We start from the raw sequence: 25,285 nt of genomic DNA, 5'->3' as shown, positions 1-25,285 counted from the left end.
GGGAGATAACGAATGGCGAATAAAGCAGTAAAAAACGAACCGACAACGAGCAACTCACAGTCACCTTTTCTGGTGGTGCTGCTGATTGCGGTGATTGCCATGATGGCAATGAATACCTGGTTGATCTGGGACATGCGTAAAATTGCCGAGCGCGTCGCTTTTCAGGAGCTCGGTGAAACAATTGAAAAAGACGAAAGCGATCCGATTTTCCTGTCACTGTCGCCCTTTACTGTGAATCTCGACAGCGATCAGTTTGGTCCACGGTTGTTATATGCAGGACTGACGCTGGAGCTACCCGACGAAGACGCCCGCGATTTGCTGACCAAGAACATGCCACAAGTACGTAATCGTCTGCTGGTATTGCTTTCTGGCCAACCGGCAGAGCGCGTCAGCCACCAAAGTGGCAAGGAAGAACTGGCACAGGTAATTGCGCAGGAATTAAGCCAGCCCTATCAGGGCGATGTGAGTGTGACTATTAATGATGTTCTTTTCACTGAATTTATTGTGCAGTAACAGGTCGCTATGAGTAACGGACAACAGCTTTCCCAGGATGAACTTGATGCCATGCTGGCTAACCCCGGCGTGGACGAGGATTTGCCTGACGACGAAAGCCCGCAGCCGCAGACTCAGCCGCGCACACAGCAGCAAAAAGTAAAGACGGTACAGCAACAACCCTTTGACCCTGCCTCACAGGCGCGCGTCGTTCGTGAGCGCTTACACACGCTAGAAGTCATTAATGAAAGGTTTGCGCGGCAATTTCGCATGAATCTGTTCAACCTCATGCGGCGTAACGCGGACATTACCGTCGACTCTGTGCGCTATCAACGCTTCAGTGACTTCGCCGAAAACACGCCCTCGCCATGCAATATCAATATTGTGTCAATGAAACCCTTACGCGGTACTGCGCTGGTAGTATTTCCGCAGCCGTTGGTGTCCTTAATCGTCGAAAACTTATTTGGCGGCGATGGACGCTTTATGACCCGCAATGAACCAAGGGAGTTTACTGGCACCGAACAACGAATTATTACCCGTGTGCTGAATCTGGCCCTTGACGCTTATCAGGAAAGCTGGCGCGCCGTGCACCCCATCGAAATGCAGTTTTTGCGGGCGGAAATGCAACCCAAGTTCGCAGCCATTACCAGCTCACCGAGCGAAATTGTGGTGACCACGAATTTCCATCTTGAAGTCGGTAATCTGGAAAGCGACTTCAGCATTTGTATGCCCTACGCCATGATCGAGCCGCTGCGTGACAAACTCACCAACTTACGTGCCGACATTGGCGGGGGTCGCGACGACGACGTCTGGCGTCAACTGATTGCCAGCGAGTTACAGCAATCGTCAGTTGAACTGGTGGCAAACTTTACCGAAATTCCGTTGCGTTTACCGCAGGTAATGTCACTGAAACCGGGCGACGTTTTGCCTATCGATATGCCTGACAGTGTCACCGCCAAGGTCGATGGCTTGCCGGTGCTTGATTGCGACTTTGGCACTGTCGATCAACGCCATGCGCTGCGCGTGCGCGCTATTCTGAACAAACATCGTATTCCTGCATCGTTATTACGGACCCAGCGCAAGCATGAATTCACGCCGCTGCAACCGAAGGACTCTAAGCATGACAACTGAAGACACCAACCCACAATCGTCAGCGGACCAGGACAACCCCTGGGACGAGCTGGTACCACCGGAAACCCAGTCAAAAGGCAATTCCCATGATCTTGATCTGATTATGGACATTCCGGTTAAGCTCAGTGTCGAGTTGGGCCGCACCCGGATTACCATTAAGCAATTGCTGGAGTTGGCACAAGGCTCCGTCGTTGAACTTGACGGTCTCGCTGGTGAGCCGATGGATATTCTGATCAACGGCTACCTTATCGCACAAGGTGAAGTTGTCGTGTTGGACGACAAATACGGCATTCGTATCACTGAAATTGTCACCCCTTCTGAGCGGGTGCAAAAATTAAACCGATGACCGACACTAACGCAGTCACTGCACCGCCACTGAGCGATAACCTGGCGTTATTTGCCCAGGTTGCGACCGTGCTTATCTTCATTGTCGCGCTGATTTTTCTTTGTGGCTGGTTATTTAAACGTGTCTCACAGGGAGCCTGGCAGCGGCAACAGCAAATAAAATGCGTTGCCTCCCTGGCTGTGGGCAGCAAAGAGCGTGTGGTGATCATCGAAGTAGAGCAGCAGCGCCTGTTGTTAGGTGTCAGTGCTCAGGGTATTCAGAAGCTGGCCGAATTAAGCCCGGTACCGCCGGGAAATACACCATGACACCTCGCTGGCTCATAACCCTAACGCTGCTGATAGTGGTATTTTGGTCGGACGCTAGCTTCGCGCAAAGTATCCCCGGGGTCATCAGCGAACCCACCGCCGAGGGCGGGCAACGCTGGTCACTGCCGCTGCAGACCTTATTATTTCTCAGCAGTCTGGCTTTTTTGCCAGCTGTGCTGTTGATGATGACCTGCTTTATCCGTTTTATCATCGTCTTTAGCCTGTTACGCACGGCCATGGGCACGCAGTCTGCCCCGCCCAATCAAATTTTACTCGGGCTTGCGCTGTTTCTGACGTTTTTTGTCATGGCGCCGGTATTTAACGAAATCTACGAAGTCGCGTGGCTACCCTTTAGTGCTAATTCGATCGATTTTGATCAGTTCCTGGCGGCAGCGTCTGAGCCCATGCGGGCATTTATGCTGGCACAAACCCGTGAGCCTGATCTGGCGCTGTTTGCCGATATCGCTAACATTGGACCCCTGGCAGGCCCGGAAGAAGTACCTTTTCATGTGTTAGTGCCATCTTTTGTTACCAGCGAGCTAAAAACGGCGTTTCAAATCGGTTTTACCATTTTCATCCCGTTTTTGATTATCGACCTTGTGGTTGCCAGTGTACTTATGGCATTGGGGATGATGATGGTACCACCGGCCACTATCTCACTGCCGTTTAAGCTGATGTTGTTCGTGCTCGTCGATGGCTGGCAGTTGCTTATCGGCTCGCTGGCCTCCAGCTTTTATATTTAAGGCCTTGCCATGACTCCCGAACAGGTAATGACACTTGCATACCAGGCCATGATGGTTTGCCTGTATCTGGCTGGACCCTTGCTTATCACTGCCTTGCTGCTGGGCTTACTTATCAGTCTGTTTCAGGCCGCAACGCAAATTAACGAAATGACCTTGTCCTTTATTCCAAAGATTCTTGGCGTACTTGCTGTGCTGGTCATTCTCGGGCCTTACCTGATTCAGCTGATTGTCGACTTTACCACCCGGCTGTTCACCTCGATCCCGCAAATCGCGCAATAGGTGGCACCGTGCTGAGCATTACCTCCGGCCAGCTTGAAACCTGGATCACATTGTTTTTCTGGCCTTTTTGCCGCTTTATGGGCCTGTTCTTAATAGCCCCGGTACTCAGCCATTCAAGCGTACCACGGGTCGTCAAAATTGGCCTTTGTGCACTGCTCGCGCTCGCTTTAGCACCCCTGCTCCCCCCGCCACCGCAGGTGCCGTTATTCTCCTGGGCCAGCGCCGGTATTGTGCTTGAGCAGCTGCTGATTGGCGTAACTATTGGTTTTGTGCTGCAAGTATTGTTTGCCGCAGTGCAGGCAGCGGGTGAGTTCATCGGCTTGCAAATGGGCCTGGCCTTTGCCACTTTTTTTGCCCCGGACAGCGGTACTAACACCATGATCCTGTCGCGTGTACTCTACACTTTTGCACTACTGCTATTTCTAGCTATTGACGGTCATCTGTTGTTAATCGAAACCCTGGTGCGCTCATTTACCTGGCTACCGGTGGGTGAACTTGGCGGTCTGTCAGCAGGCCTTTTTGAAACGCTGGCGCGCTTTGGCGCGGTGGTATTCAGCGCCGGTATACTGCTGGCATTACCGGTATTTTCAGCGCTTTTAATTGTGAATTTAACCCTGGGGATTCTTAACCGTTCTGCGCCGCAACTAACGGTGTTTTCAGTGGGTTTTCCGCTAAGTCTAACCCTGGGGATGGTGCTTTTAGTGGTGCTGATGACCGAGCTGGGCGCTTATCTGCAGCAATTATTCCAGCTCGGTTTCAATAGTCTTGATCGTTGGTTTGCAGTGCCTTAAAGCAGTTTAAACAAGCTCATGTCCTGAATCGACATGAACGACTTCTGTGCCGCCTGTAATCCAACAATGCGCAGGCTGTACTCAGCGCTGGCCTCGGCATAGTTAAGATCAACCAAATCCGAAAGCGTCTGCGCCTGCGACAACTTACGAGTGCCGCCCATGACTTCCAGCGTCTCCAGCTCATTCAGACGCGCGCCCACTTCAGCGCGGGTGGTCAGGACATTGTCCAGACCATGATCCAGTTGTTGCAGTCCCGAGCGCAGTTGATTGGCACGCGTTGCCCGCGCCGACTCTGTATTGCTGGGTTGATTCAGTACAGCAATCGCGCGCTCAAAGGTGGTAAACATATTAGTATTCAGCGCATCACCCGGGGCCACGTTGAAGCGATCGCCAGCAACCGGGGTACCGCTAAGTTCCAGCTCAATGCCATCCAGGGCAATCTGCATTGGCTGCTGATAGGCCTGCACAGCGCCACCATTCACACTGTAGCCGAGCTCGCCGGCTTGCTCAACAAACTCAATACTATAGGCCTGACCGAAGTTCGCGTGGTCGGGATTATTAATGGTGATGGTTCCGAATCGCGCGGCGCCCTGATTCTCCATGGCGGCCTCAACACCATAACCGGCACTCCCGTGCACGCGGCTGAACACCTCGGCGCCGTTATGCCCCATCGCCATGCGACGGTTGCCGTCAACTTGTTGCTCGCGCACCTGCTTACTGCCGACGAACTGCACCGCGCCGCCTGCATCTTTGATAAAAGGAGCGGTGTCATCCTGATAACCGCCAAACAAATAGCGACCGTCAGCATTACGCGTATTGGCAACACCGAGGAGGGCGTCATACAAACCCGTCAGCTCACTGGCGATGGCCGAGCGGTCGGCATCTGCTAAAGACTCTGAGGAAGCTTGCACCAGCAGCGTCTTCGCCCGGCTATAAATGTCGGTCACGCTATTCAGTGCATTTTCTTCCTGCGCTAAGGCATTTTCGACCCCTACTCGCGCACTTGCGTACTGCTCACCAAGCGCTTGTGCCTGGCGCACTCCTAAAGCCTGAGTGAGTGCCTGCGGATCATCGGCGAGGCTGACGACGCGTTTACCACTGGCAATTTGCTGACTCACTTTATTAAATGCTGCCTGCTGCTGGTTCATTGAGCTTACGCTCAGGTTGTACATCGTTAAGGTACTGATACGCATGGTCATTTCCGTTTACCGTAGGGCGAGAATGGTGTCGAGCAGGGTACTGCCGGTTTCAATTACTTTGGCATTGGCCTGATAGTACTGCTGATAACGGATCAGGTTGGCAGCTTCTTCATCCAGGTTTACCCCCGACTCTGCCTGCTGCATCAGTCCCAACTGCTCGCTCAAGCCCTGTTGTGCTGCCTGATTGGCCTGCACCAGATTAATCTGATTACCCAGCGTACTCACCATGGCGCCGTAGCCTTGCTGAAAGGTAGCCTTGCCGCCAATCACTGCTGTATTTTGCAACTCGGCCAGAGCGAGTGCGTTTTCATTGTCACCACTGGCACTTGAGAGCCCCGCCGCTAATTGTGCACCCTCATCCACTAACATCTCGAAATTGGCGGCCTGACCGCTCAGCGGTTTGATCAGAAAGCGATCGCCCGCCGCGCTCGCGCCAGAAAAGTTAACCTCCAATCCGGCAAAACTTAAGCTTTGCGTTGCAGTATCAAAACTTGCAGTGACCGTCGCCCCGGTGTCACGACGCGTTACCTGATAGTCGCTGCCATCAAACGCTATCGCAAAGTCGGTAGCCAACAAGCTCTGCGCATCGACAATTGTGGTTTCAGGTATCGCTGTTCCGGTATTCGTGTCATGGGCGTAACTACGGGTCGCGCCGGTGCTGAACAGCGCAGCGCCAGGCTGTTGATTCAAGTCAGTGCCCTGCATGTGTTGGGTATTCATCGCCTGCGCAAATACTACCGTCAGTTGTCCCAGCTGATTCTGTAATTTGCCCAGACTTTCACTGCGAAACTCCATAAGCCCGCCCAAGACACCACGCTGTACCTGCTTTTCCGGCAATTGTTGTACATTGCCATCATTGCCCACATAGCCCAGTGCTAATTGGGTCGGGTCAGCCACATCTGGACGCGCCGCCAACTGATAGCTTTGCTCACCGGCAACCAGTGGCAGACCGTTGGCCAGGGCCACTGTATAAGAGCCTGACTCCTGCGCCAGCACTTTGACATCGAGATTCTGATTGAGCTGCTGTACTATCGCGTCGCGCTGGTTTAATAAACTATTCGGTGCTTGTCCGGTGGTTGCGCGCGCTACCAGAATTTCGCGGTTCAACTCGGCAATCTGCGCCGACTGGTTATTAATATCGTCGACCGTGAACCTAAGTTGTTCATCGATGCCGTCTTCAATATCACTCAAATAGGTGTCAAACGAGCGAAACTGAGCGGTCAGGCTACGCGCCGCGCCCAGCACCCCTTCACGCGCAGCTGGATCAGCCGGCGCGCCGGCGAGCTGACTGAGCGCGCCGAAAAACTTGTCCATGACGGTATTCAGGCCGGATCGTTCATCGGCCAGTAAATTATCCAGCTGCTGTACCTGAGATGCGTAGGTATCCAGTGATGCCAATGACGACTGCGCGGCGTTCAGCCGCGTGGTGATAAACTGATTGAATTGCCGCTCCGGCGCATTGACCGAGACGCCGCTAGTACGCGCCGGCTGTAAAGTCAGAAGTTCGCGATGATACCCCTCGGTATTCACGTTACTAATGTTGTTACTGGTGGTATACAGGCCTGCCTGCGCCGCGCGCAAACCACTTAAGCCGATGGCAAAGATACTCATGCTTGTGTCCTCATAATCTGCTTAAGGTTATCGGCTTCGCAGACGCCAACTTGAGCCCTCTGGCGGTTATTTTTTTAGTTGAAAGTCACGCAGCAGCTGGTCGGCCAGACCAATCCCCCGCTGCGACCACTCGCTGGCAAACTGCTGATCAAGCATCTCGGTATAGGTTTTAGTCGCGGAGCTCTCCAGCAACCCTGGTGCGAGTTGTGACGCGCGCATGGTCTGCATCATTTGTTGCAGGAACAATGCCTCAAATTGCTGAGCTGCCGCGACGGCGGCCTGCTCCGGGTCGCGCTGACGCAACTCATGCACCTGCTGTAACGCCTGACTGTCAAAGGCAATACCACGAAGTTGCGCGGTTGCGCCCGGGCCATCGATCGCCATTAAATAATCTCCAGTTGCGCGTGCAATGCGCCCGCCGCATCAAGGGCCTGAAGAATGGCCATCAGATCATTGGGCGTCGCACCAAGCTTATTAAGTGCCTCGACCACGTCGAGTAAATTCGCGCCCGACACCATCTGCAAGCTGCCGGACTCCTCAGTAATATCAATATCAGCCACAGTATCGGTCACGGTTTCGCCGCCACTGAATGCCGGCGGCTGACTGACTACCGGACGCGCGGTAATGGTCACCGCCAGATCACCGTGCGCAACGGCAGCCGGGCGCAGCTTCACCGTGCCGGTAATGACCACCGACCCCGTGCGTGAATTCAGCACCACGCGCGGGCGACTTGCCACGGCAGCGACATCAATCTGTTCTACCTGGGCCATAAAGCGCACACGATCAGCGGCTTCAAGTGGGCCCTGCAACTGAATGGTACCGGCATCGAGCGCTTGCGCCGTACCCCAGCCCAGTTCGCTGTTAATGCGATCGGTCACCCGCTGCGCCATGCTGAAGTCAGCCTCATGTAAGTGCAGCTCAAGCGTTCCGCCAACGGCACCGAGCTCCAGCGCCACCTGCCGCTCAACGGTTGCCCCGCCGGTAATGCGGCCCGCCGCTTGCTGATTAATGGAGGCACTTGAGCCCTGTGCTTCGGCACTGATGCCATTAATCAACAGATTGCCCTGCGCCAACGCGTAGACCTGGCCGTCGGCGCCCTTCAGCGGTGTGAGCAGTAGCGTACCGCCACGCAGACTGCGCGCGTTACCTATCGATGCAACCACTACGTCGAGCTTTTGCCCGGGCCGGGCAAAGGCAGGCAGTTCTGCGGTCACCATTACCGCCGCCACATTGCGCAACTGCATATTCGTACCAGGCGGAATGGTCACCCCCAGCTGCGACAACATGTTCACCATACTCTGTCCGGTAAAAGGCGCCTGCATGGTTTGGTCACCGCTGCCATCCAATCCCACGACCAGCCCATAACCGATTAAATCGTTACTGCGAACCCCAGCAAACTGCGCCAGCTCCTTTAACGGCTCGGCAGCAGTTGTCAGACTCAGCAGGCCCAAAACGCAAGCCATTAAAATGCGCCGCATCTGCACTCCCCTCAGCTGTTAAAATGGCGTGACATAATTAAAAAACCGTTGCAGCCAACCCATCCGCTGCGCACCGGAAATATAACCGTCACCGATATATTCCAGACGAGCCTCGCTGACTGCGGTAGATAACACCGTATTGCGCGCACTGATCGACCGCGGATTCACTACCCCCGAAAAACGGATAAATTCGCGGCCCTGGTTGATTGCCAATTGCTTTTCGCCACGCACCTGTAAATTGCCATTGGCATAAACCTCGGTTACCTGAACCGTTACAATACCCGAAAAACGGTTGGAGGCACTGGCGCCGCCGCTGCCGCTGAAGTCATTGCTACTGCCAATTTCAAAGCCATACTCAGCAAGTTCAGCCAGCGCATCTGGTAGCCCTTCAAGATCAACATTCCAATTGCTCGCGCGGGCCGCATTACTTGACGACGACTTAGTTGCATTCGCCTGCTCTTCCAGTACCACGGTAATAATGTCACCGACCCGGCGCGGGCGCTGATCTTCGAATAGCGGCATGTAACCCACTTGCGCCTGATAAATCGCGCCGTTTACCTTGGTCGGCGCCGGTTGTGGCGGCTGGACGGGCTGGTAGGGCTCAACGACTTGTGGCGCGGGCGCGCTACTGCACCCGCTTAGCACTAACGCAACAGCTAAAAAATAATGACGCATAGCATTACAGCTGGCTCAAGCGGCCGAGCATCTCATCACTGGTTGAAATAGCGCGGCTATTGATTTCATAGGCGCGTTGGGTCTGAATCATATTGACCATTTCTTCGACCACATTGACGTTCGACGCTTCCACATAGCCCTGGTACAAGGTGCCGGCGCCATTGAGGCCTGGCAGCCCTTCTACCGGCACGCCGGAAGCCTGGGTTTCGACATATAAATTACCACCGCGTGACTCAAGCCCTGCTTCATTGGTAAAGGTCGCAAGGCTAATCTGTCCCACCTGCGTGTTTTGTGAAGAGCCTGGTTGGGTGGCGGTCACAATTCCGTCCTGACCGACAGTCACAGTCAGCGCGTTAGCCGGCAGGAAAATGGCTGGCTCCAACGGTAAACCACTGGCTGTCACTAACTGCCCCTCCTGATTGACTTGAAAGCTGCCGTCACGCGTGTAGGCACGGGTGCCATCCGGCATCAATACCTGGAAAAAGCCCTTGCCGTTAATGGCAAGATCACGGGAATTTTCCGTACTGTTCAAAGCTCCTTGCGTGTGCAAACGTTCCGTCGCCACCGCCCGCACCCCGGCACCCACCTGCAACCCTGAGGGCAGCGCATCCTGCGCATTATTCATGGCACCGGCCTGGCGGATATTCTGATACAGCAGATCTTCAAATACCGCACGCGAGCGCTTAAAACCTGCGGTATTGACGTTCGCGAGGTTATTGGTGATGACATCCAGTTGCTGCTGTTGTGCAGTTAACCCTGTTTTTCCTGTCCATAACGATTTAATCATTGTCCGTCCCCTTTAACCCTGTACCCGGAGTAAACTATTCGCCCGCTGGGAGTTCTCATCAGCGCTTTGTATGACTTTCATATTCATTTCGTAACCGCGCTGATTGGCAATCATCGCTACCATAGCGTCCACCGCATTCACATTGCTGACTTCGAGCGCACCAGACACCAGTCCGCCAGTTTCTGAACCCGGCAAGGCATTGCCTGTAGTGCTGGTAAACCAGCCATCGGGACGACGCTGCAGCATCTGTGCGTCACCGACACTGACCAGTTTCAGGCGCTCCAGCGTCACCAACTCACCCGCATCTGAGCCCATGGCGATGCCACTGATAGTGCCATCGTCACCAATACTGATATCCGCGCCCATTGGCAGCACCACTGGACCACCTTCACCCAGTACCGGCATACCTGCCACCTGCAATTGCCCATCAGCACTGACCTGCAAATCGCCACGTTTGGTATAGGCTTCACCAGCGGGGGTTTGTACCGCCAGCCAGGTATCCTGATTAAGCGCAATATCCAGCGCGCGGCCTGTCGTTTGCACAGCGCCCTGCTGCTGGTCATGCCCCACCGTGGTACTCACCGTCGCCACCCGCGTACCATGCGTAGCCGGACCCAGCAATGGCACCGCACGCGCGGCGCTCAGCTCAGCCTTAAAGCCGGTAGTCGTGACATTGCTCAGGTTGTGCGTGACGGTCGCCTGCTCATCAAGGGTCTGTCGCGCGCCAGTGAAGGCGGTGTAAATCATTGCATCCATGGTAGCTACCTATGTCTGTGGCTGCGCGTTACTTCAGCTGCATGGTGGTCTGTAACGCTTCATCCTGTGACTTAATACTCTGTGCGTTCGCCTGGTAATTACGCTGCGCAATAATCATCGCGACCAGTTCCTGCGTTAAGTCCACGTTCGAAGCTTCAACCGCACCGGCCATTAATTTGCCAAACTGACCTTCACCGGGTTGCGAAATAATCGGAATGCCCGACTCCTGCGTTTCAATCCAACCATTACCGCCCGCTGGCTTTAATCCTTCCAGGCTCTGGAAGTTTGCCAGGGCAATGGTGCCCAGATTGACTTGTTGTTCGTTAGAGTAGGTGCCGATAACGCCACCATCTTCAGCAATCGAAACCTGCATCAGGGTGCCGGATACATAACCGTCCTGCTCCATGGCTGTTTGCTCGAAGTCATTCGCGAATTGCGTCGTGCCATTCAGGCTGAACGCGACATTCATGACATCGGCGCCGCCGCCCGGAGTAAAGCTGAAGGCATCCATATTGGTGGCATTCTGTAGCACACCGTTACTGTCAAAGGTTAAGTTGCCGATCTCAGGCGCTACCTCGCCGTCGCGCGAAAGGCGAACTTCCCACTGGTTGTCACCGACTTTGCTGAAGTACATCATGCTCGGGTAACCGTTACCTAACGAGTCGAACATGGTGACTGAGTTGGTATACGAGTAGGTGGACGGGTCGTTGGCATCAAAAGTACCGGCCGGCAGGGTTGGCGTGCTGGCATCAAGGTTAAAGGTTCCTTCCAGTTGCGTCGTTGCCTGAGCGGCAAGTCCACCAGCCGGAATTTGCAGTACCTGAGGCTGACCGCCTAGCTCAGTGCCGCGCGGATAGCCCGTCAGCTGAGCACCGTCAGCGTTGACAATATAACCGCTTTTATCGACAGTCAGCTGGCCATTACGCGAATAAAGGATCTGGCCCTGATTATCAAAGCGAAAAAAGCCTTTACCGGCAATGGCCAAGTCCATATTGCGGTTGGTCGCTTCAATATTACCCTCGCTGAAGTCCTGGAAAATACCAGCCACCCGGGTACCCAAACCGACTTGCGCGTTGGCATATACGTCAGCGAACTGCGCGCGTGACGATTTGAACCCCACCACCTGTGAGTTGGCAATATTATTGCTCACGACGTCTAAGTTTGTGGCCGCCGCGCGTAAACCTGATAGTGCTTGTGAAAATCCCATAACTGGACTCCTTAGATAATTTGCCGCACGGCGTCTAAACGTACGGGTTCGAAAATGCCACCGAGATCAAGCCGTGGGCCGTCCTGATGGTGGGTGCTCACGGCAATCACCTGGGCGTAATTGAGCGGCTCGCTGGTCACTGGCTGCTCGCCGTTCATGGCTTCAATACTAAAACGGTAGGCGCCTGCGGGTGCCGGCTGACCGTCATCCATGGTGCCGTCCCAGGCAAAGGACTGCGCGCCCTGGTTCAGGGCCCCAAGCTCCATACGGCGCACCAGCATGCCGCTCTCATTAAAAATGTTGACCGTGACCTGTTCGGCGGCGTTACCTAATTCAAGACCAAAGGGCGTGACATCCAGTCCACCCTCGGCCAACTCACCAACCATAATGCGCTGGCCGGGTACCAATACCGCGCGGCCAATCAGTGCAGAAGCCTGCATGGCTTTGCTCGACTCCAGCTGGCCGTTAATGTTTTGCATGGTGTCATTTAATGACTCGATGCCGCTGACCGTATTAATCTGTGCTAATTGCGCTGTCATCTCATTGTTTTCCATGGGATTGAGCGGGTCCTGATTACGTAACTGAGTCACCAGCAAGGTCATAAAGTTGGTGTGCAGATCTGCGCTGTTTGAGGCGCCCTGAGTGTTACGGGCCGTCTGATTGACACTTTGTAAAACCGCGTTATCAATAGTGCTCATTTGGTTCCCCGCTTAACCTTTACCTATGGTTAATGTACGCATCAGTAGGTCTTTACTGGTATTCATAACTTCAACGTTGGCCTGATAGGAGCGGCTGGCCGCGATCATGTCGACCATTTCCGCCACAGGATCCACATTTGGCATCGCCACATACCCCTCATCATTGGCCAGCGGATGACCCGGGTCATAGCTCATGCGGGCCGGTGCAGTCGAGGTCTGTACCTCGCGAACCGTTACGCCGCCGGTGGCCATTTGCTGCTCAAACACTACTTGCCTGGCCTTGTACGGCAGCCCATCAGGGCCTGCGACGCTATTGGCATTGGCCAGATTACTGGCCGCAACGTTCATGCGCTTGGACTGGGCGGATAGCGCAGAGCCGGAGATATCAAGAATAGAAAAATCAGCCATCAGCTCACCTGTTATTGTTCCGGTTGCATTGCTTTACGCAGACCACTTACTTTGTCATCCATAAATTGAATGTCGGCCTGATAACGTAAAGTATTGTCGAGAAACGCCGCGCGTTCGCGGTCCATGTCGACGGTATTACCGTCAAGGCGTTCCTGAGTGGGTACCCGATAGCTCAGCGACGCTGCGGTCGCCGGCGCTGAGGTTAACTGCTGATGCCCGGCATGAGTACGCGTGACTGCCACCGGAGCAATCTGCTGTTGGGTTGCGCGCTGCAGTGCTTGCTGAAAATTAAAGTCCTGCGCTTTAAACTGCGGCGTATCGGCATTGGCAATATTATTGGCCAATACCCGCTGCCGCTGCTCGCGTAAAGCCAGCGCCTGCTGCTGAAATTCTAATGCGTTTGCGAGTTTATCTAACATAGATCAATCCTCTTTGAGCTATGCAGAGTACTAAGGAAGGAGGCAAGTCAAAGCTATGAAAAGGGCGTTTTTTTTCCGCTAATTCCAACAGGTTAAACGTATAGATGGCACTATAATCGTGACTATCATTTGATCTGCATAAGGCGCCAGCCCGCTTATGAAATACGTTTTCGCAGTGCTTTCGCGCCTGAGTCTGACGCTCGCCCTGGCATTTTCGCTACCGGCTGCCTTCGCCGCGAACTGGCAGCCTCAGTTAGATAAGTTTTTAGCGCAACAGCTCCAGCCCGCAGTGGCTGAGTTCAGCTGGCAACTGTATTCTGCGGAACCGGTGGCGAAGGCACTGGAACAGTGTCAGCAGCCGCTGTTTGCGGCTCCCCAGCAATTACATAAAGTAGCGGGGCGGATCAGTGTTCAGGTTCATTGTGCCGAGTCAGTCAGCCCGCTGACACTGCACTTGCAGGTTGACGCCTGGGTTGATTACTACGTGGCCGATCGCCGTCTAACCGCGCGCCAACCCATAACGACCCAAGACCTGCGCCTTCAACGTGGCAATTTAGCCCGCTTACCGACCGACATCATTACCGACGCCGCGGCACTCCAGGGGCAACAACTCAAGCGCAACCTGGCCGCTGGTTCGGCCGTGCGCAGTAGCTTGCTTGAACCCGTTGAAGTCATCACTTATCAGGACCAGGTGAAAGTTGTTTACCGGGGGCCAGGGTTTGCCATTGAACAGGTAGGTGTTGCATTGCAGGCGGGCGCAATTGGCGATACGATTCGGGTGCGCTTACAGCAGCGACAGATCATACTGGCCGAGGTTACGGGTCGCGGGCAAGTGATTATGAGCCATTAAAGTTTTGCGTAGGGCGGCCGATAAACGAATTAGCTATGTCATCTAACCTGTTTCGGAATCTGAACCTGGTAACTGAGGGTAACCTGTGAAAATTAACGGACTGCAACCGCCTGCAAACCTGCAGGTGGGCGATAAAACGCGAACCAACAGCGCGACCAATACCAACCGCACAGAACAGGGCGAGGTAAGCTCTGCTGCGGTCACACACTTAAGTTCTGTGGCGCAAAATGATCAGCAGGATATCAATATGGCGCGCGTGGAAGAGGTACGTGCGGCTTTGCAACGGGGTGAGCTGACCATGCGAACAGACAAAATTGCCGACGCGCTACTGGCAGGTTTTGACGAAGGCACGGGTGAATGACCCAGACGACGCTGGTGGAACAACATCAACAACACTTAACGCAGTTGCTTAGCGCGCTGGAGCGTGAACAACAGGCGCTCAGTCGCGGACGCATTGACGGTGCCGAGCTGGCCGAGCTGGCAAACCTGAAACAAGGTTTATTTAACGAATTGGGTAAGCTTGATGAAGCGCGCGCTCAACAGGTTGCCGATGCGGGCTTTCCAACCGATAGTGCGGGCCATCGGGGTTACATGCGCGCGCAAGGCTTAACGGCACAATGGCAACAAATGCTGACCCTTGCCCAGCGCGTTGCCCACCTGAATCAGCTCAACGGCGAGTTAATCCATCACCGCTTACGCCATAATCAACAAATGCTCAATGACCTGCGCGCTGATGCGGTCAGCCAGGCTCCGACGTACTCGGCGTCGGGAAGTCAGTCAACTCACATTCAGCGCTTTCAGTCAAAAGCCTGACCGTTGTCGGTTAGCTTTGCGTGTTAGGTACAATGCGCAGCTCAACCCGGCGATTCTTTTGCCGGCCGCTGGCGGTTTCATTAGTGGCTATCGGCTGGCTCTCGCCATAACCAATCACAGTAATACGGCGCGTATCAACGCCATTGCGGGCCAGATGATTACTCACTGCCCAGGCGCGGCTTTCTGATAAGCGCTGATTATATTCTTCGCTGCCGGTACTGTCGGTATGTCCTTCAACGACCATGGTCGTCTTCTCATAGTTTTTTAAAACCCGGGCAACATCATTGAGAATCGGATCAAAGTTGCTGGCTATCTGTGAGCTGTCGGTAGCAAAGGTAATATTGCTGGGCATTTGCAGTCGGATGTTGTTACCATCGCGAACCACTTCGACGCCGCTACCAGATAGCTCTTCACGGAATTCCTGCTCCTGACGGTCCATATAAGAACCGATTGCGCCACCGGCCAGCGCACCTACCGCTGCGCCCCAGATATAGCGACTTTTATCGTGATCACCCGTCCCCTTACCAATGAGCGCACCGGCCACAGCACCAATTGCCGCACCTTTTTGGGTCCTACTCATCTGGCTCTGGCAGCCGGCGAGAATAACAGCCGATGCAACGACCAGCGGAATCAAAAATTTCATAATATGACCTCTCACATGTTGGCATAAGTATGAATCATTACGTGTCTTAACAAAGTAGCACACTGCCAGAATTCTGCGTGGTCGCTTTACTTAACTTTTAGGGTTGTACGGCGGGTGTCAGCCTTAGTATACGGGCGTCCGGACCGTCGGTGACAAGCCAGATTGAGCCGTCCCGGGCAACAGTTACTGCCCGTAACCGCACCCCTGGCTCGCCGTCAGGGTAGTAGTTGTGCTTTACTTGCCAGCCGCTGTCGGCAGGGCTGAGTACCTGTAAGCGTTTGCCAGCCAGATGCGTTACCAGCAGATCGCCTTGCCAGTCAGAAAACAAACTGCCGTCGTATAAAGCCATGTCAGACGGCGCCAGCGAGGGCGTCCACTGGTGCAGGGGCGCTTCAACGCCAGGCAACTGTTGGTAAGGCGTCACCTTAGCGTAAGTGTAATCAATACCGTAACTGGTGATCGGCCAACCATAATTTTCCCCGGCCTCCAGGCGGTTGATCTCATCACCACCGCGGGGCCCATGTTCATGCTGCCACAACGCGTCACGCTGAGCGTCGTACACCAGCCCCTGGCTGTTGCGGTGGCCGTAACTGTAAATAACGCCACCGGCTTTGTTCGGGAACGGATTGTCAGCAGGCGCTGTGCCATCGCTTTGCAGGCGCACTACTTTGCCTATGTGATTGGATAAATTCTGCGCTTGTTCGCGATAGTCAAAACCATCGCCCAGGGTCAGCAATAACGTGTCATCGGGAAGCCAGACCAGGCGCCCGCCATAGTGGGCGGCACCCTTACGCAGGGGCAATGCAGTAAAGACAGTGGTGATTTCGGAAGTGCTATAGGGAGGCGTCGACGACAAGCGGGTGCGTGCTAAACAGGTGGTATTTGCGCTCAGGCCCCCGCAGGCATAACTGAGGTAAATCGTACGGGATTGTGCAAAATCAGGTGCCAGACTGATATCAAACAGACCGCCTTGCCCCGACACTAATAAACTGGGTAAATCTAAGTGGATCTCAGTTTGGCTACCGTCGGCAGCAAGATGCAGCAGACGCCCTCCCATCTCGGTAACCAACCAGCCGGCATCAGCTTCAGGTAGCTGCTGTAACGCCCAGGGCTTATTCAAGCCCGAAGCTATTACCTCAGCACGAATTGAGTCGCTGGCGTTAGCCACCGCCGCCAAGCTAAATGTGAGAGAGCATAAAATGAGGCGTAAACTTCCTTTCATAGTACCCGCTCCGCAAGTTCCTGCGGCGTGGGATGCCACAGGCGATCAAAAATCCAGCCTGCCAGGGCACCCGTCGCGGCCATGGCGAGCAAGCCCGCCCAACCTCGTGTCGCAGCAATCAGGGTAGGCATAGGGGCAAGTAGATTGACCACTTCAAGCCCTACCAGCACACCCATAAAGCCGGCGCCAATAAACCACCAACGCTCCGCTACCGGCGTAACACGGCTAAACAAATAAGCCAGCGGTAATGCGACAATGAGAACACATACGAGAATTACGCCGAAAATCGGCGAAAAATGAATAAGATCGTGAATTATCGTCGAAATTCTTACATCAAAAGGAATAGGAACAGAAAGCTCGACCAAGGCAGCGAGGTTAAACTGTGTCTGAATAATACTCCCGACAATAGCGCCAGCCAGAACTGCAAGTACAAAGGCAATACAAATTCTTAGCATGGCGTCTCCTTAAAGAATGCGTGGACTCATATCAGTCAGAGGAAAAGGTAACCGTTAACCAGTCGTCTTGTTGGTTGAATTGTAGACTCTTTATTTCACCTCTGCCTTCAATATTCACCAGATTCTGCTGACTTGGCCAAAGCTCTTGCAAAGCTTTATGACGAATACGCAGACCCTGCAAGCCGGTCGGTATGGCGGTTTCCTGATAGACCCAGAAATCACGTCCATCCACCTGGTAGCCCACACTTTCTAAGGCCAGTGGCTCGCCGGCAAGACTTTGCATGGCAAAGGCTTCCAGTACATAAGCAGCAAACAGCGCACGGGTTTTCTCATCAGTATGAATGTCGGCCTGCTTTTTATTAAACAGTTCGGTCACCGCATGCTCGGCATCGTGCAGGACAAAGCGGTGCATGACTTCAATATGGCCGCTGCGTTCATTAAATAATACCGTAGTGACCGCAGACTTCAGTTGATGGGCAGCAGCGCTGCCCATCATCAGTAACGCCAACAGGCTCGGCAAAAACGCCTTAATTTTCATTGTCTTCTGCAGTGTCCGCTGACTTCAACTTGGTCTTCGCTTCCTGCATCAGATCGCGACTGATGTGATCCGTGCCACGCGTGGCTTTGTAAGCTTCGATACGTGACGGAATGATCTTGCGCGGATAAAAGTTGTTTTCGATGTTTACATCGGCGGTTTCCCAGTTTGGATCCACCGCAAAGCTCACAACCTCTTTATCCGTCACAATCAGTTTGCTGACATTCTTAGCGTTACGACGCCAAATCTCAGCCGGAATGCGATAGTTTTCAGTACTGCCATCGGCGTAGGTCATCTCTAACAAAATCGGCATGACCAGACCACCTACGTTGGAAAAGTCGAGCACATAGTAGTTCTTATCTTCTGCTACGGCGCGCTCAAAGACCCGACGCTCCCATGGCTCAAGCTTCTCAAGAAAGTCCTGATAGGCGTTGCGCTGCTTATTGGTAACCGTAAACCGATCGTTTTCATCATAAAAGTCAGTAACCTCCGGGTTCAGCTCAACCCAGGTCTTACGGCCTTCAGCACGGTTACGCTCAACAAACAGTGGGGTCGGCTTATTGGCTTCTTCCTGACGACGGCGCTCCCAGTCAATATCCGGATCTTTCGTATCAAGCTGCAATTTGTAGACACGATCAAGGCTGATATCGACATGATCGGTACTGTAGAACCAACCTCGCCAGAACCAGTCAAGATCAACACCCGATGCTTCTTCCATGGTACGGAAGAAATCTGCCGGCGTCGGCCGCTTAAACATCCAGCGCTGTGCGTACTCGCGGAAAGCAAAGTCGAACAACTCACGACCAAGAATGACTTCACGCAAAATATTTAACGCCGCTGCAGGTTTGGTATAGGCATTAGGACCCAGACGCAGCACGCTGTCTGACTGGGTCATAATGGGTACCTGAACGCTCGACTTCATGTAATCAATAATACTGCGTGGCTCCACGCCCCATGGAATTTGCGGGTCCCATTCACGACCGGCGACGCCATCGAGGAAACTGTTCAGACCTTCGTCCATCCAGGTCCACTGACGCTCGTCGGAGTTAACAATCATCGGGAAATAAATATGACCGATTTCATGAATCACCACACCAATTAAGAAACGCTTCTCTGCCAGTGAGTACGTACGTGAACCATCTTCCTGCAACTCAGTACGCGGACCATTAAAGGTAATCATCGGGTATTCCATACCACCGACCGGGCCATTCACCGACTGCGCGGTTGGATACGGATAATCAAATGAGAAGCGGCTATAGACTTCCATGGTGTGGATAACCGACTCAGTTGAGTACTTTTTCCATAGATCGCCACCCTCTTTCGGATAGAACGACATTGCCATGACGTGCGGCTGCACGTCGCCACCTTGCTGATAGCCTTTTGCGTCCCACATAAACTTGCGTGACGACGCCCAGGCAAAATCACGTACGTTTTGCGCGACAAAGCGCCATACTTTGCGCTCACTTGTACCCGCTTTCTCGTTTTCTAAGGCTTCTTCAGCGGTCACAACAAAAACCGGACGCTTCGCTGTCTTCGCCTGCTCCAGACGCTGTTGCTGCGCTGCGGTTAATACCTGATCAGGGTTTTGCAATACACCGGTGGCAGAGACAATATGATCGGCCGGAACATCGATATTCACGTTAAAGTCACCAAACTCCATGGTGAACTCGCCACGACCCAGGAATTCCTTGTTAGTCCAGGCTTCATAATCAGTAAAGGCAGCTACGCGCGGATACCACTGCGCAAGAAGGAAGATATCGTTACCACCTTCGCGGGCATCATCAGGAAAATGCTCATAGCCGGAGCGCGCGCCCACAGCATCTTCTTCGACAATGTTAAAACCAAAATCAATGGCCAGCTCAGTCCGCGCTCCCGGCGCCAATGGTTCGGCCAGATCAACCCGCATGTTGGTGCCGACAATCGTAAAACTTAAGCGCTCACCGTTATCGCCCGCCACTTTGTCGATAGCAAAACCCAGTTCGTTATCTGCCATAAACTGCTGTCGGCGTAACTGCCCGATAGAGAGTTTTGCCGGGGTATCCATACCGGCCAGATCTGTCTGCGGATGGCTGTTAAAGCTGGCGCTACGCTCGGCACGAGAATCGTTACGAAAGATATTTTGATCAAGCTGAATCCACACGTACTTCAGGGTGTAGGGTGAATTGTTGTAATAGGTAATGGTCTCTTTGGCATCAAGGCGACGCTTTTCTTCATCCAGACGCACATCAATCGTGTAGTCGGCACGTTGTTGCCAGTAGTTTTCACCGGGCTCACCTGCGGCATTGCGATAGACATTTGGTGTTGGCAGAACTTCATCCAACTGCCGGAATTTATCTTCAAACTGCCCCTTGGTTTGTTGAATCGCCGATGCTGTGGCGACATTGGTATGCGCGAAGGTCACCGCGGTCACAGCAACACAGGCCAACCAAAAACTCGATCGATGCATAGTCATTCTCGTCCGCTCTTTATTCGGATTTATAGGAAGTTAGCTAAACTACCAAATTGGCCGGAGTATCACCATTGCGTTGGTCGTAAAAAGTTTCGTTTTATCGCGTACTATGCTTTACATTACATTAAACAGTTAAAATCACTCTGACGGAACGACAAAGTGACGACACCACCGGTACAACAGTTCTCAGCCTCGGTTGCGCGCTACGCCGCATTTATCGCAATGTGGTTGCTGGTCTGGTGGGCGGCAATGCTGATGGAGTATCAGCCTTATATCAGTCTTTGGTATCCGCCGGCTGGTTTGTCTCTGGCAGCCTTTACTCTGATGGGCTATCGCGCCTTACTGCCGGTGCTAACCGCGACGCTCATTGCCGGCTTCTGGATGTACCTGCAACTAGGTTCAACATTGCCGTTTACCACCCAGCTCATCAACACTCTTATTCTTGCGGCTGGCCATACGCTGGCTTACGGTCTGGGAGGCCTGTATTTTCGCCACACCATCAGCAAATGGGATATCCAGCAACTTCCGCAGCGGATTCTTTATTTTCTCGTTATTACTCTATTAACGACCTTACTTGCCGCGTTATTTGGCTCTACTGCCTTTGTTGCGATTGGTGCCATGAGCTGGACTGATGCCAACGCCGCCTGGCTAAACTGGTGGGTCGGCGACCTTGCTGGTGCTATGGTGCTAACACCATTTTTTATTCTCTTGCTTAGCCAACTTTGGGACTACGACGTCTCCTGGCTGCGACCCAACGTTCAGAGCTTCCTTCAGGAGCGCGCGCATACGCGGCTCTGGAGCCATAAAATTACACTCATGCTGGTGTTAGTGGCGACCATCATCACTATTGATTATCTTTACTCTCACGCTGCCATAGCCTACTTCATATTTTTCATCAGTCTGCCGCAGATGTGGATTGTTTTCACCGAACGCCTGGAAACCACGTTACTGAGTCTTGCCATCGTCAGCGTCTTTATTGCCAGTTGGTTTGGCTTTTACGGGGTCGACAATCACGCGTTAACTTACCAGTTCGCCATGTGCGTGATTGCTGCCAATGCCTATTTCGGCTTATCCGTGCCGTCGCTGTTAAGCCACAACCGCAAGCTTCACCATCAGACCCGTATCGATGCCCTGACCCATGTGGCTACGCGTTCCCACTTTATTCAGACCGCAGAAGAAAAATTACGGGGCCAACGCAGCACTGATTTCCCACTTTCTTTAATTGTTTTTGACATTGACGAATTTAAAACCATTAACGATACGTTTGGCCACTTGATTGGCGATCAGGCGTTAATTATGGCTGCGCAAAGTGTACGTACCCACATTCGTCAATGTGACCTTATCGCCCGTTTTGGAGGCGACGAATTCTTAATTTTGCTCCCCGAACAAAACCTTGCGCAGGCACGTGCCACAGCGGAACGCTTGCGTGAGTCCTTACCTGCGATTCCCACCAACGAAGGTATGGTGCAAATCAAAGCCAGTTTTGGCATTGTTGAGATTGCGCCAGGCGAAAGCATCAACGAAGCTTTACAGCGCGCGGATCAGGCTTTGCTCAAGGCGAAACGCAAAGGTCGCGATCAAGTGGTATCATCCTAGTTACAGTACAATGTTTTTAAATTGGGTGTTCTACTATGGCAAACCAAACAATTGATATTCTGGTCGCGACAACGTCAGGTAACACTGAATATCTGGCCGATCAGGTAAGTGAACAACTGCAAAACGAAGGTTTTATTACCCGCGTCCATTACGAGCCCGATTACAGCGATCTGGTCGAAGCAATTGATCAGGACAGCATCTGGTTAGGCTGCATTGCCAGTCATGGCGCCGGAGACTACGCTGACAGCATGCTAGCCTTTGCCGATGACTTACATGCCAGGAAACCACGGTTAGAACCACTTAGCTACGCCGTCATTGCAGTTGGTGATAGCTGCTACGACACCTTCTGTCTGGCAGGACGTGACTTTGATGAAAACCTGGCGCACGCGGGTGCCAAACGCTTGATGGATCGGCTTGAAATAGACATGTCACGAGATGATCCGGAGAAAAAAGCATCAACATGGTTAACCACCTTCATGGATCGTCTGTGAGTAATCGCTGCATAAGATCCTCTGAGATCTGTAGATACGCACTGTACAAACCTGTGAATAACTAACACTGTGGATAAACACCCAAGTTATCCACGGTTTGATCAGAACAAGGATCAGTAGTTGATCACAACTTAACGGATCGTTTTGATCCTTGTTCAGTATGGCTTGCCTGCGGTTATCCACAGAAACTTCCAGACTAGTAGTAATAGCAATAAAAGATCTAAAAAAAAGATCTTAAGTTATTTTTAGATCCTCTCACGATCAGAAAACAGCTTTGAACGAAATTTAACCGTTTCGATCTAAGCCATTTCACGTTAAACTATACGGCTACGTTTTTTTGTAGGATGAACGCTATGTTGAATACCCCGACTTACCATCAGCATTATGACGTGATAGTCATTGGTGGTGGACATGCTGGTACTGAAGCAGCCTTAGCTGCAGCGCGTATGGGCTGTCAAACCTTACTGTTGACGCACAATATCGAGACATTAGGTCAAATGTCTTGTAATCCTGCTATTGGCGGTATAGGTAAAGGTCATTTAGTCAAAGAGATTGATGCGCTTGGCGGAGCTATGGCGCACGCAGCTGATCGTGCAGGTATTCAGTTTCGCACCTTAAATTCATCCAAAGGCCCGGCGGTTCGTGCCACCCGTGCACAGGCCGATCGCGTGTTATACAAAGCGGCTATTCGCGAAGCATTGGAAAACCAGCCAAATTTAAGTCTGTTTCAGCAAGCCTGTGATGATCTGATCGTTGAAAATGATCGTGTCGTGGGCGTCGTTACCCAAATGGGATTAAAGTTCAGCGCTAAAACTGTGGTGTTAACCGTTGGTACTTTCCTGGGCGGACAAATTCATATTGGCTTGCAAAATTATCAGGGCGGCCGGGCAGGCGATCCTCCCGCAAACGCTTTAGCAAAACGCTTACGCGAATTACCATTGCGTGTTGATCGCTTAAAAACCGGTACACCTCCACGTATTGATGCTAAGTCCATCGACTTCTCAGTAATGCAGGAGCAGCCAGGTGATACCCCAACGCCATTATTTTCATTTATGGGTAAAGCAGAAGATCATCCACGCCAGATCAGCTGTTATATCACCCACACGAACGATCGCACCCATGAAGTAATTCGTGGCGGACTGGATCGTTCACCCATGTATTCGGGTGTCATTGAAGGCGTTGGCCCACGTTATTGCCCGTCGATTGAAGATAAAGTAATGCGTTTTGCCGATAAGAACTCGCATCAGATCTTTGTCGAACCGGAAGGCTTAAATACCCATGAGGTCTATCCCAACGGTATTTCAACCAGTCTGCCTTTTGACGTGCAAGTCGAGTTAGTTCGCTCTATCAAAGGCTTTGAAAATGCGCATATTACCCGTCCAGGTTATGCCATTGAGTATGATTATTTTGATCCACGCGATCTGCAACAAACACTTGAAACCAAGTACATTCAGGGATTGTTTTTTGCCGGCCAGATCAACGGCACAACTGGATATGAAGAAGCCGGCGCACAAGGTCTGGTAGCTGGTCTGAACGCTGCATTGCAAGCACAGGACAAAGAGGGCTGGGCACCACGGCGTGATAACGGCTACATGGGCGTGTTGATCGATGATCTTTCCACCCTGGGCACTAAAGAACCCTATCGGATGTTCACTTCGCGCGCGGAATATCGTTTGTTGCTACGCGAGGACAATGCCGATATGCGGCTGACCGAGAAAGGCCGTGAACTGGGCCTGGTGGATGATGCGCGCTGGGCACGTTTTAATGAAAAAATGGAAGCTATCGCTCAGGAACAACAACGGTTGCGCAGTACCTGGATCCATAAAGATCACCCGGCAGTCAGCGCGGTAAATGAACTGGTGAAAACACCGATCACCAAAGAGGTGAACGGCGAAGATTTACTGCGTCGCCCGGAAGTCAGCTATCAGGCCATGATGGCAATTTCAGAATTGGGCCCCGGATTGCAGGATCGTGAAGCCGCCGAGCAGGTGGAAATTCAGACCAAGTATGCCGGCTACATCAGTCGTCAGCAAGACGAGATCAGTAAGCAGCAGCGCCACGAGAACACGCGCTTGCCAATGAGCTTCGATTACGCAGCGATTAAGGGCTTGTCCAACGAAGTGATTGCCAAGCTGAATGAACATCAGCCAGAAACTGTTGGTAAAGCGGCACGAATTTCCGGCGTGACACCGGCAGCTATTTCAATGTTACTTGTGCACTTGAAGAAACAAGGACTGTTGCGCAAAAGCGCTTAATGAACTGCTTAATAAACAGAAAGAATTTACATGCAGAAAAAATTAGCTGAGTTACTTGCCGGCGCCGGACTTGAGATTGCGCCGGCGCAACAGCAACAACTGGTGCGTCTGGTGGAGTTGCTGGATAAATGGAATAAAGCCTACAATTTAACCTCGGTGCGCGATCCGCAGCAGATGCTCAGTCGCCATATTGTCGATAGTCTGGTAGTGTTACCTTACCTTTCCGGGCAACGCTTTATTGACGTCGGCACCGGGCCGGGCTTACCCGGTTTACCGCTGGCCATTGCGCAGCCCGACAAAGAATTTGTACTGCTCGATAGTTTGGGTAAACGCATTCGTTTTATTCGCCAGGTGTGTCACGAACTGGGTGTTAAAAACGTAAAAGCCGTGCAAAGTCGTGTAGAAGACTATGACGATGCGGCTAAATTTGACGGTGTCATCAGTAGAGCCTTTGCCTCGCTTAGTGATATGCTGGAGTGGTGTCATCACCTGCCAGCGGCTGACGGTAAATTTTTCGCTCTGAAAGGCGTGTATCCCGAAGCTGAAATCGCAGCGTTACCGCCAGGTTTTCAGGTTGATGACGTGAAGAAATTGCACGTGCCCGAAGTTGAAGCCGAGCGTCATTTAGTCATTATCTCAACAAGAGGTTAA

The 25,285-nt window shown here is 52.7% G+C and carries 30 protein-coding genes; 14 read left to right on the top strand and 16 right to left on the bottom strand.

Features of this window, described 5'->3' with window-relative positions; translation table 11 throughout:
- Nucleotides 1-12 precede the first annotated feature (12 nt).
- Genes CWI71_RS09545 through fliR form a run of 7 tightly spaced genes read left to right on the top strand, consistent with a single transcriptional unit; the run spans nucleotide 13 to nucleotide 4,087 of the window.
- Entirely contained in the window at nucleotides 13-513 is a 501-nt protein-coding gene (locus tag CWI71_RS09545; protein WP_126755041.1) for a flagellar basal body-associated FliL family protein, read from the top strand.
- A 9-nt stretch (nucleotides 514-522) separates the two neighbouring features.
- A complete protein-coding gene (fliM, locus tag CWI71_RS09540; protein WP_126755040.1) occupies nucleotides 523-1,623 on the top strand; it encodes a flagellar motor switch protein FliM in 1,101 nt (366 codons plus the stop codon).
- Nucleotides 1,613-1,969, top strand: a complete 357-nt coding sequence (fliN, locus tag CWI71_RS09535; protein WP_241967688.1) for a flagellar motor switch protein FliN — start codon at nucleotides 1,613-1,615, stop codon at nucleotides 1,967-1,969. The genes fliM and fliN overlap by 11 nt, the downstream gene beginning before the upstream one ends.
- Nucleotides 1,966-2,274, top strand: a complete 309-nt coding sequence (fliO, locus tag CWI71_RS09530; RefSeq protein WP_126755038.1) for a flagellar biosynthetic protein FliO — start codon at nucleotides 1,966-1,968, stop codon at nucleotides 2,272-2,274. Before fliN ends, fliO begins: the two co-directional genes overlap by 4 nt.
- Nucleotides 2,271-3,017 (top strand): flagellar type III secretion system pore protein FliP, encoded by a 747-nt coding sequence (gene fliP, locus CWI71_RS09525; protein WP_126755037.1) that lies wholly within the window; start codon nucleotides 2,271-2,273, stop codon nucleotides 3,015-3,017. The genes fliO and fliP overlap by 4 nt, the downstream gene beginning before the upstream one ends.
- Before the next feature lie 9 nt (nucleotides 3,018-3,026).
- Complete coding sequence (gene fliQ / locus CWI71_RS09520) at nucleotides 3,027-3,296, top strand: flagellar biosynthesis protein FliQ (RefSeq protein ID WP_126755036.1); 270 nt, start codon at nucleotides 3,027-3,029, stop codon at nucleotides 3,294-3,296.
- Nucleotides 3,297-3,304: 8 nt separating this feature from the next.
- Complete coding sequence (gene fliR, locus CWI71_RS09515; protein WP_126755035.1) at nucleotides 3,305-4,087, top strand: flagellar biosynthetic protein FliR; 783 nt, start codon at nucleotides 3,305-3,307, stop codon at nucleotides 4,085-4,087.
- Here the strand turns inward: fliR and flgL are convergent.
- The 11 genes from flgL to flgB form a co-directional block, all read right to left on the bottom strand.
- Nucleotides 4,084-5,280, bottom strand: coding sequence for a flagellar hook-associated protein FlgL (flgL, locus tag CWI71_RS09510; RefSeq protein ID WP_126755034.1), 1,197 nt, complete (start codon nucleotides 5,278-5,280; stop codon nucleotides 4,084-4,086). The two genes, fliR and flgL, sit on opposite strands and share 4 nt — an antisense overlap.
- A gap of 12 nt (nucleotides 5,281-5,292) precedes the next feature.
- Complete coding sequence (flgK, locus tag CWI71_RS09505; protein WP_126755033.1) at nucleotides 5,293-6,897, bottom strand: flagellar hook-associated protein FlgK; 1,605 nt, start codon at nucleotides 6,895-6,897, stop codon at nucleotides 5,293-5,295.
- A 66-nt stretch (nucleotides 6,898-6,963) separates the two neighbouring features.
- Nucleotides 6,964-7,281: a rod-binding protein gene (locus CWI71_RS09500; RefSeq protein WP_126755032.1), complete on the bottom strand. Its 318-nt coding sequence runs from the start codon at nucleotides 7,279-7,281 to the stop codon at nucleotides 6,964-6,966.
- Nucleotides 7,281-8,375 (bottom strand): flagellar basal body P-ring protein FlgI, encoded by a 1,095-nt coding sequence (locus tag CWI71_RS09495; protein ID WP_126755031.1) that lies wholly within the window; start codon nucleotides 8,373-8,375, stop codon nucleotides 7,281-7,283. The genes CWI71_RS09500 and CWI71_RS09495 overlap by 1 nt, the downstream gene beginning before the upstream one ends.
- A gap of 18 nt (nucleotides 8,376-8,393) precedes the next feature.
- The gene (locus CWI71_RS09490; protein ID WP_126755030.1) at nucleotides 8,394-9,050 is read right to left on the bottom strand and encodes a flagellar basal body L-ring protein FlgH; all 657 of its coding nucleotides are present in this window, start codon (nucleotides 9,048-9,050) and stop codon (nucleotides 8,394-8,396) included.
- A gap of 4 nt (nucleotides 9,051-9,054) precedes the next feature.
- The gene (gene flgG / locus CWI71_RS09485; protein WP_126755029.1) at nucleotides 9,055-9,837 is read right to left on the bottom strand and encodes a flagellar basal-body rod protein FlgG; all 783 of its coding nucleotides are present in this window, start codon (nucleotides 9,835-9,837) and stop codon (nucleotides 9,055-9,057) included.
- Between the two features lie 12 nt (nucleotides 9,838-9,849).
- A complete protein-coding gene (locus CWI71_RS09480) occupies nucleotides 9,850-10,593 on the bottom strand; it encodes a flagellar basal body rod protein FlgF (protein ID WP_126755028.1) in 744 nt (247 codons plus the stop codon).
- 28 nt (nucleotides 10,594-10,621) lie between these two features.
- Nucleotides 10,622-11,800 (bottom strand): flagellar hook protein FlgE, encoded by a 1,179-nt coding sequence (gene flgE / locus CWI71_RS09475; RefSeq protein ID WP_126755027.1) that lies wholly within the window; start codon nucleotides 11,798-11,800, stop codon nucleotides 10,622-10,624.
- Between the two features lie 11 nt (nucleotides 11,801-11,811).
- Entirely contained in the window at nucleotides 11,812-12,498 is a 687-nt protein-coding gene (locus CWI71_RS09470; protein ID WP_126755026.1) for a flagellar hook assembly protein FlgD, read from the bottom strand.
- A gap of 12 nt (nucleotides 12,499-12,510) precedes the next feature.
- Entirely contained in the window at nucleotides 12,511-12,906 is a 396-nt protein-coding gene (flgC, locus tag CWI71_RS09465) for a flagellar basal body rod protein FlgC (RefSeq protein WP_126755025.1), read from the bottom strand.
- Nucleotides 12,907-12,917: 11 nt separating this feature from the next.
- Entirely contained in the window at nucleotides 12,918-13,325 is a 408-nt protein-coding gene (gene flgB / locus CWI71_RS09460; protein WP_126755024.1) for a flagellar basal body rod protein FlgB, read from the bottom strand.
- Between the two features lie 157 nt (nucleotides 13,326-13,482).
- Here flgB and flgA point away from each other — a divergent pair, with 157 nt between their 5' ends.
- The 3 genes from flgA to CWI71_RS09445 all read left to right on the top strand — a co-directional run bounded on the left by flgA (nucleotide 13,483) and on the right by CWI71_RS09445 (nucleotide 14,988).
- On the top strand, nucleotides 13,483-14,175 hold the full coding sequence (flgA, locus tag CWI71_RS09455; protein WP_126755023.1) for a flagellar basal body P-ring formation chaperone FlgA: 693 nt from the start codon (nucleotides 13,483-13,485) through the stop codon (nucleotides 14,173-14,175).
- Between the two features lie 85 nt (nucleotides 14,176-14,260).
- Entirely contained in the window at nucleotides 14,261-14,536 is a 276-nt protein-coding gene (gene flgM / locus CWI71_RS09450) for a flagellar biosynthesis anti-sigma factor FlgM (RefSeq protein WP_126755022.1), read from the top strand.
- The gene (locus tag CWI71_RS09445) at nucleotides 14,533-14,988 is read left to right on the top strand and encodes a flagella synthesis protein FlgN (RefSeq protein WP_126755021.1); all 456 of its coding nucleotides are present in this window, start codon (nucleotides 14,533-14,535) and stop codon (nucleotides 14,986-14,988) included. Before flgM ends, CWI71_RS09445 begins: the two co-directional genes overlap by 4 nt.
- Nucleotides 14,989-14,998: 10 nt before the next feature.
- Here CWI71_RS09445 and CWI71_RS09440 read toward each other — a convergent pair whose 3' ends face one another.
- The 5 genes from CWI71_RS09440 to CWI71_RS09420 all read right to left on the bottom strand — a co-directional run bounded on the left by CWI71_RS09440 (nucleotide 14,999) and on the right by CWI71_RS09420 (nucleotide 20,289).
- Entirely contained in the window at nucleotides 14,999-15,631 is a 633-nt protein-coding gene (locus tag CWI71_RS09440; RefSeq protein WP_126755020.1) for a YiaD family glycine zipper/OmpA-like lipoprotein, read from the bottom strand.
- A gap of 97 nt (nucleotides 15,632-15,728) precedes the next feature.
- Entirely contained in the window at nucleotides 15,729-16,853 is a 1,125-nt protein-coding gene (locus tag CWI71_RS09435) for a PQQ-dependent sugar dehydrogenase (RefSeq protein WP_126755019.1), read from the bottom strand.
- Nucleotides 16,850-17,308: a hypothetical protein gene (locus tag CWI71_RS09430; protein WP_126755018.1), complete on the bottom strand. Its 459-nt coding sequence runs from the start codon at nucleotides 17,306-17,308 to the stop codon at nucleotides 16,850-16,852. Before CWI71_RS09430 ends, CWI71_RS09435 begins: the two co-directional genes overlap by 4 nt.
- Before the next feature lie 31 nt (nucleotides 17,309-17,339).
- A complete protein-coding gene (locus tag CWI71_RS09425; RefSeq protein WP_198678772.1) occupies nucleotides 17,340-17,846 on the bottom strand; it encodes a DUF6702 family protein in 507 nt (168 codons plus the stop codon).
- Nucleotides 17,836-20,289, bottom strand: a complete 2,454-nt coding sequence (locus CWI71_RS09420; RefSeq protein ID WP_126755072.1) for a M1 family metallopeptidase — start codon at nucleotides 20,287-20,289, stop codon at nucleotides 17,836-17,838. Before CWI71_RS09420 ends, CWI71_RS09425 begins: the two co-directional genes overlap by 11 nt.
- Nucleotides 20,290-20,451: 162 nt before the next feature.
- On the opposite strand from CWI71_RS09420, the gene CWI71_RS09415 reads away from it, so the two are divergent.
- From CWI71_RS09415 to rsmG, 4 genes are all read left to right on the top strand, one after another.
- Nucleotides 20,452-21,888, top strand: coding sequence for a GGDEF domain-containing protein (locus CWI71_RS09415; RefSeq protein ID WP_126755017.1), 1,437 nt, complete (start codon nucleotides 20,452-20,454; stop codon nucleotides 21,886-21,888).
- A gap of 35 nt (nucleotides 21,889-21,923) precedes the next feature.
- Nucleotides 21,924-22,379, top strand: a complete 456-nt coding sequence (locus CWI71_RS09410; protein ID WP_126755016.1) for a flavodoxin domain-containing protein — start codon at nucleotides 21,924-21,926, stop codon at nucleotides 22,377-22,379.
- A 353-nt stretch (nucleotides 22,380-22,732) separates the two neighbouring features.
- Nucleotides 22,733-24,634, top strand: coding sequence for a tRNA uridine-5-carboxymethylaminomethyl(34) synthesis enzyme MnmG (mnmG, locus tag CWI71_RS09405; protein ID WP_126755015.1), 1,902 nt, complete (start codon nucleotides 22,733-22,735; stop codon nucleotides 24,632-24,634).
- Between the two features lie 30 nt (nucleotides 24,635-24,664).
- Nucleotides 24,665-25,285, top strand: a complete 621-nt coding sequence (gene rsmG, locus CWI71_RS09400) for a 16S rRNA (guanine(527)-N(7))-methyltransferase RsmG (RefSeq protein ID WP_126755014.1) — start codon at nucleotides 24,665-24,667, stop codon at nucleotides 25,283-25,285.

The sequence above is a fragment of the Pseudidiomarina insulisalsae genome, from assembly GCF_003987065.1.
Classification (GTDB): Bacteria; Pseudomonadota; Gammaproteobacteria; order Enterobacterales; family Alteromonadaceae; genus Pseudidiomarina; species Pseudidiomarina insulisalsae.
The sequence above is the reverse complement of the archived record's forward strand: the minus strand, read 5'-3'. Positions and strand labels throughout refer to the sequence as shown.

Coding starts and splice junctions, on each gene's coding strand:
- CWI71_RS09545 (WP_126755041.1), top strand. CDS start 13: ATGGCGAATAAAGCAGTAAAAAACGAACCGACAACGAGCAACTCACAG.
- fliM (WP_126755040.1), top strand. CDS start 523: ATGAGTAACGGACAACAGCTTTCCCAGGATGAACTTGATGCCATGCTG.
- fliN (WP_241967688.1), top strand. CDS start 1,613: ATGACAACTGAAGACACCAACCCACAATCGTCAGCGGACCAGGACAAC.
- fliO (WP_126755038.1), top strand. CDS start 1,966: ATGACCGACACTAACGCAGTCACTGCACCGCCACTGAGCGATAACCTG.
- fliP (WP_126755037.1), top strand. CDS start 2,271: ATGACACCTCGCTGGCTCATAACCCTAACGCTGCTGATAGTGGTATTT.
- fliQ (WP_126755036.1), top strand. CDS start 3,027: ATGACTCCCGAACAGGTAATGACACTTGCATACCAGGCCATGATGGTT.
- flgL (WP_126755034.1), bottom strand. CDS start 5,280: ATGCGTATCAGTACCTTAACGATGTACAACCTGAGCGTAAGCTCAATG.
- flgK (WP_126755033.1), bottom strand. CDS start 6,897: ATGAGTATCTTTGCCATCGGCTTAAGTGGTTTGCGCGCGGCGCAGGCA.
- CWI71_RS09500 (WP_126755032.1), bottom strand. CDS start 7,281: ATGGCGATCGATGGCCCGGGCGCAACCGCGCAACTTCGTGGTATTGCC.
- CWI71_RS09495 (WP_126755031.1), bottom strand. CDS start 8,375: ATGCGGCGCATTTTAATGGCTTGCGTTTTGGGCCTGCTGAGTCTGACA.
- CWI71_RS09490 (WP_126755030.1), bottom strand. CDS start 9,050: ATGCGTCATTATTTTTTAGCTGTTGCGTTAGTGCTAAGCGGGTGCAGT.
- flgG (WP_126755029.1), bottom strand. CDS start 9,837: ATGATTAAATCGTTATGGACAGGAAAAACAGGGTTAACTGCACAACAG.
- CWI71_RS09480 (WP_126755028.1), bottom strand. CDS start 10,593: ATGGATGCAATGATTTACACCGCCTTCACTGGCGCGCGACAGACCCTT.
- flgE (WP_126755027.1), bottom strand. CDS start 11,800: ATGGGATTTTCACAAGCACTATCAGGTTTACGCGCGGCGGCCACAAAC.
- CWI71_RS09470 (WP_126755026.1), bottom strand. CDS start 12,498: ATGAGCACTATTGATAACGCGGTTTTACAAAGTGTCAATCAGACGGCC.
- flgC (WP_126755025.1), bottom strand. CDS start 12,906: ATGGCTGATTTTTCTATTCTTGATATCTCCGGCTCTGCGCTATCCGCC.
- flgB (WP_126755024.1), bottom strand. CDS start 13,325: ATGTTAGATAAACTCGCAAACGCATTAGAATTTCAGCAGCAGGCGCTG.
- flgA (WP_126755023.1), top strand. CDS start 13,483: ATGAAATACGTTTTCGCAGTGCTTTCGCGCCTGAGTCTGACGCTCGCC.
- CWI71_RS09445 (WP_126755021.1), top strand. CDS start 14,533: ATGACCCAGACGACGCTGGTGGAACAACATCAACAACACTTAACGCAG.
- CWI71_RS09440 (WP_126755020.1), bottom strand. CDS start 15,631: ATGAAATTTTTGATTCCGCTGGTCGTTGCATCGGCTGTTATTCTCGCC.
- CWI71_RS09435 (WP_126755019.1), bottom strand. CDS start 16,853: ATGAAAGGAAGTTTACGCCTCATTTTATGCTCTCTCACATTTAGCTTG.
- CWI71_RS09430 (WP_126755018.1), bottom strand. CDS start 17,308: ATGCTAAGAATTTGTATTGCCTTTGTACTTGCAGTTCTGGCTGGCGCT.
- CWI71_RS09425 (WP_198678772.1), bottom strand. CDS start 17,846: ATGAAAATTAAGGCGTTTTTGCCGAGCCTGTTGGCGTTACTGATGATG.
- CWI71_RS09420 (WP_126755072.1), bottom strand. CDS start 20,289: ATGCATCGATCGAGTTTTTGGTTGGCCTGTGTTGCTGTGACCGCGGTG.
- CWI71_RS09410 (WP_126755016.1), top strand. CDS start 21,924: ATGGCAAACCAAACAATTGATATTCTGGTCGCGACAACGTCAGGTAAC.
- mnmG (WP_126755015.1), top strand. CDS start 22,733: ATGTTGAATACCCCGACTTACCATCAGCATTATGACGTGATAGTCATT.
- rsmG (WP_126755014.1), top strand. CDS start 24,665: ATGCAGAAAAAATTAGCTGAGTTACTTGCCGGCGCCGGACTTGAGATT.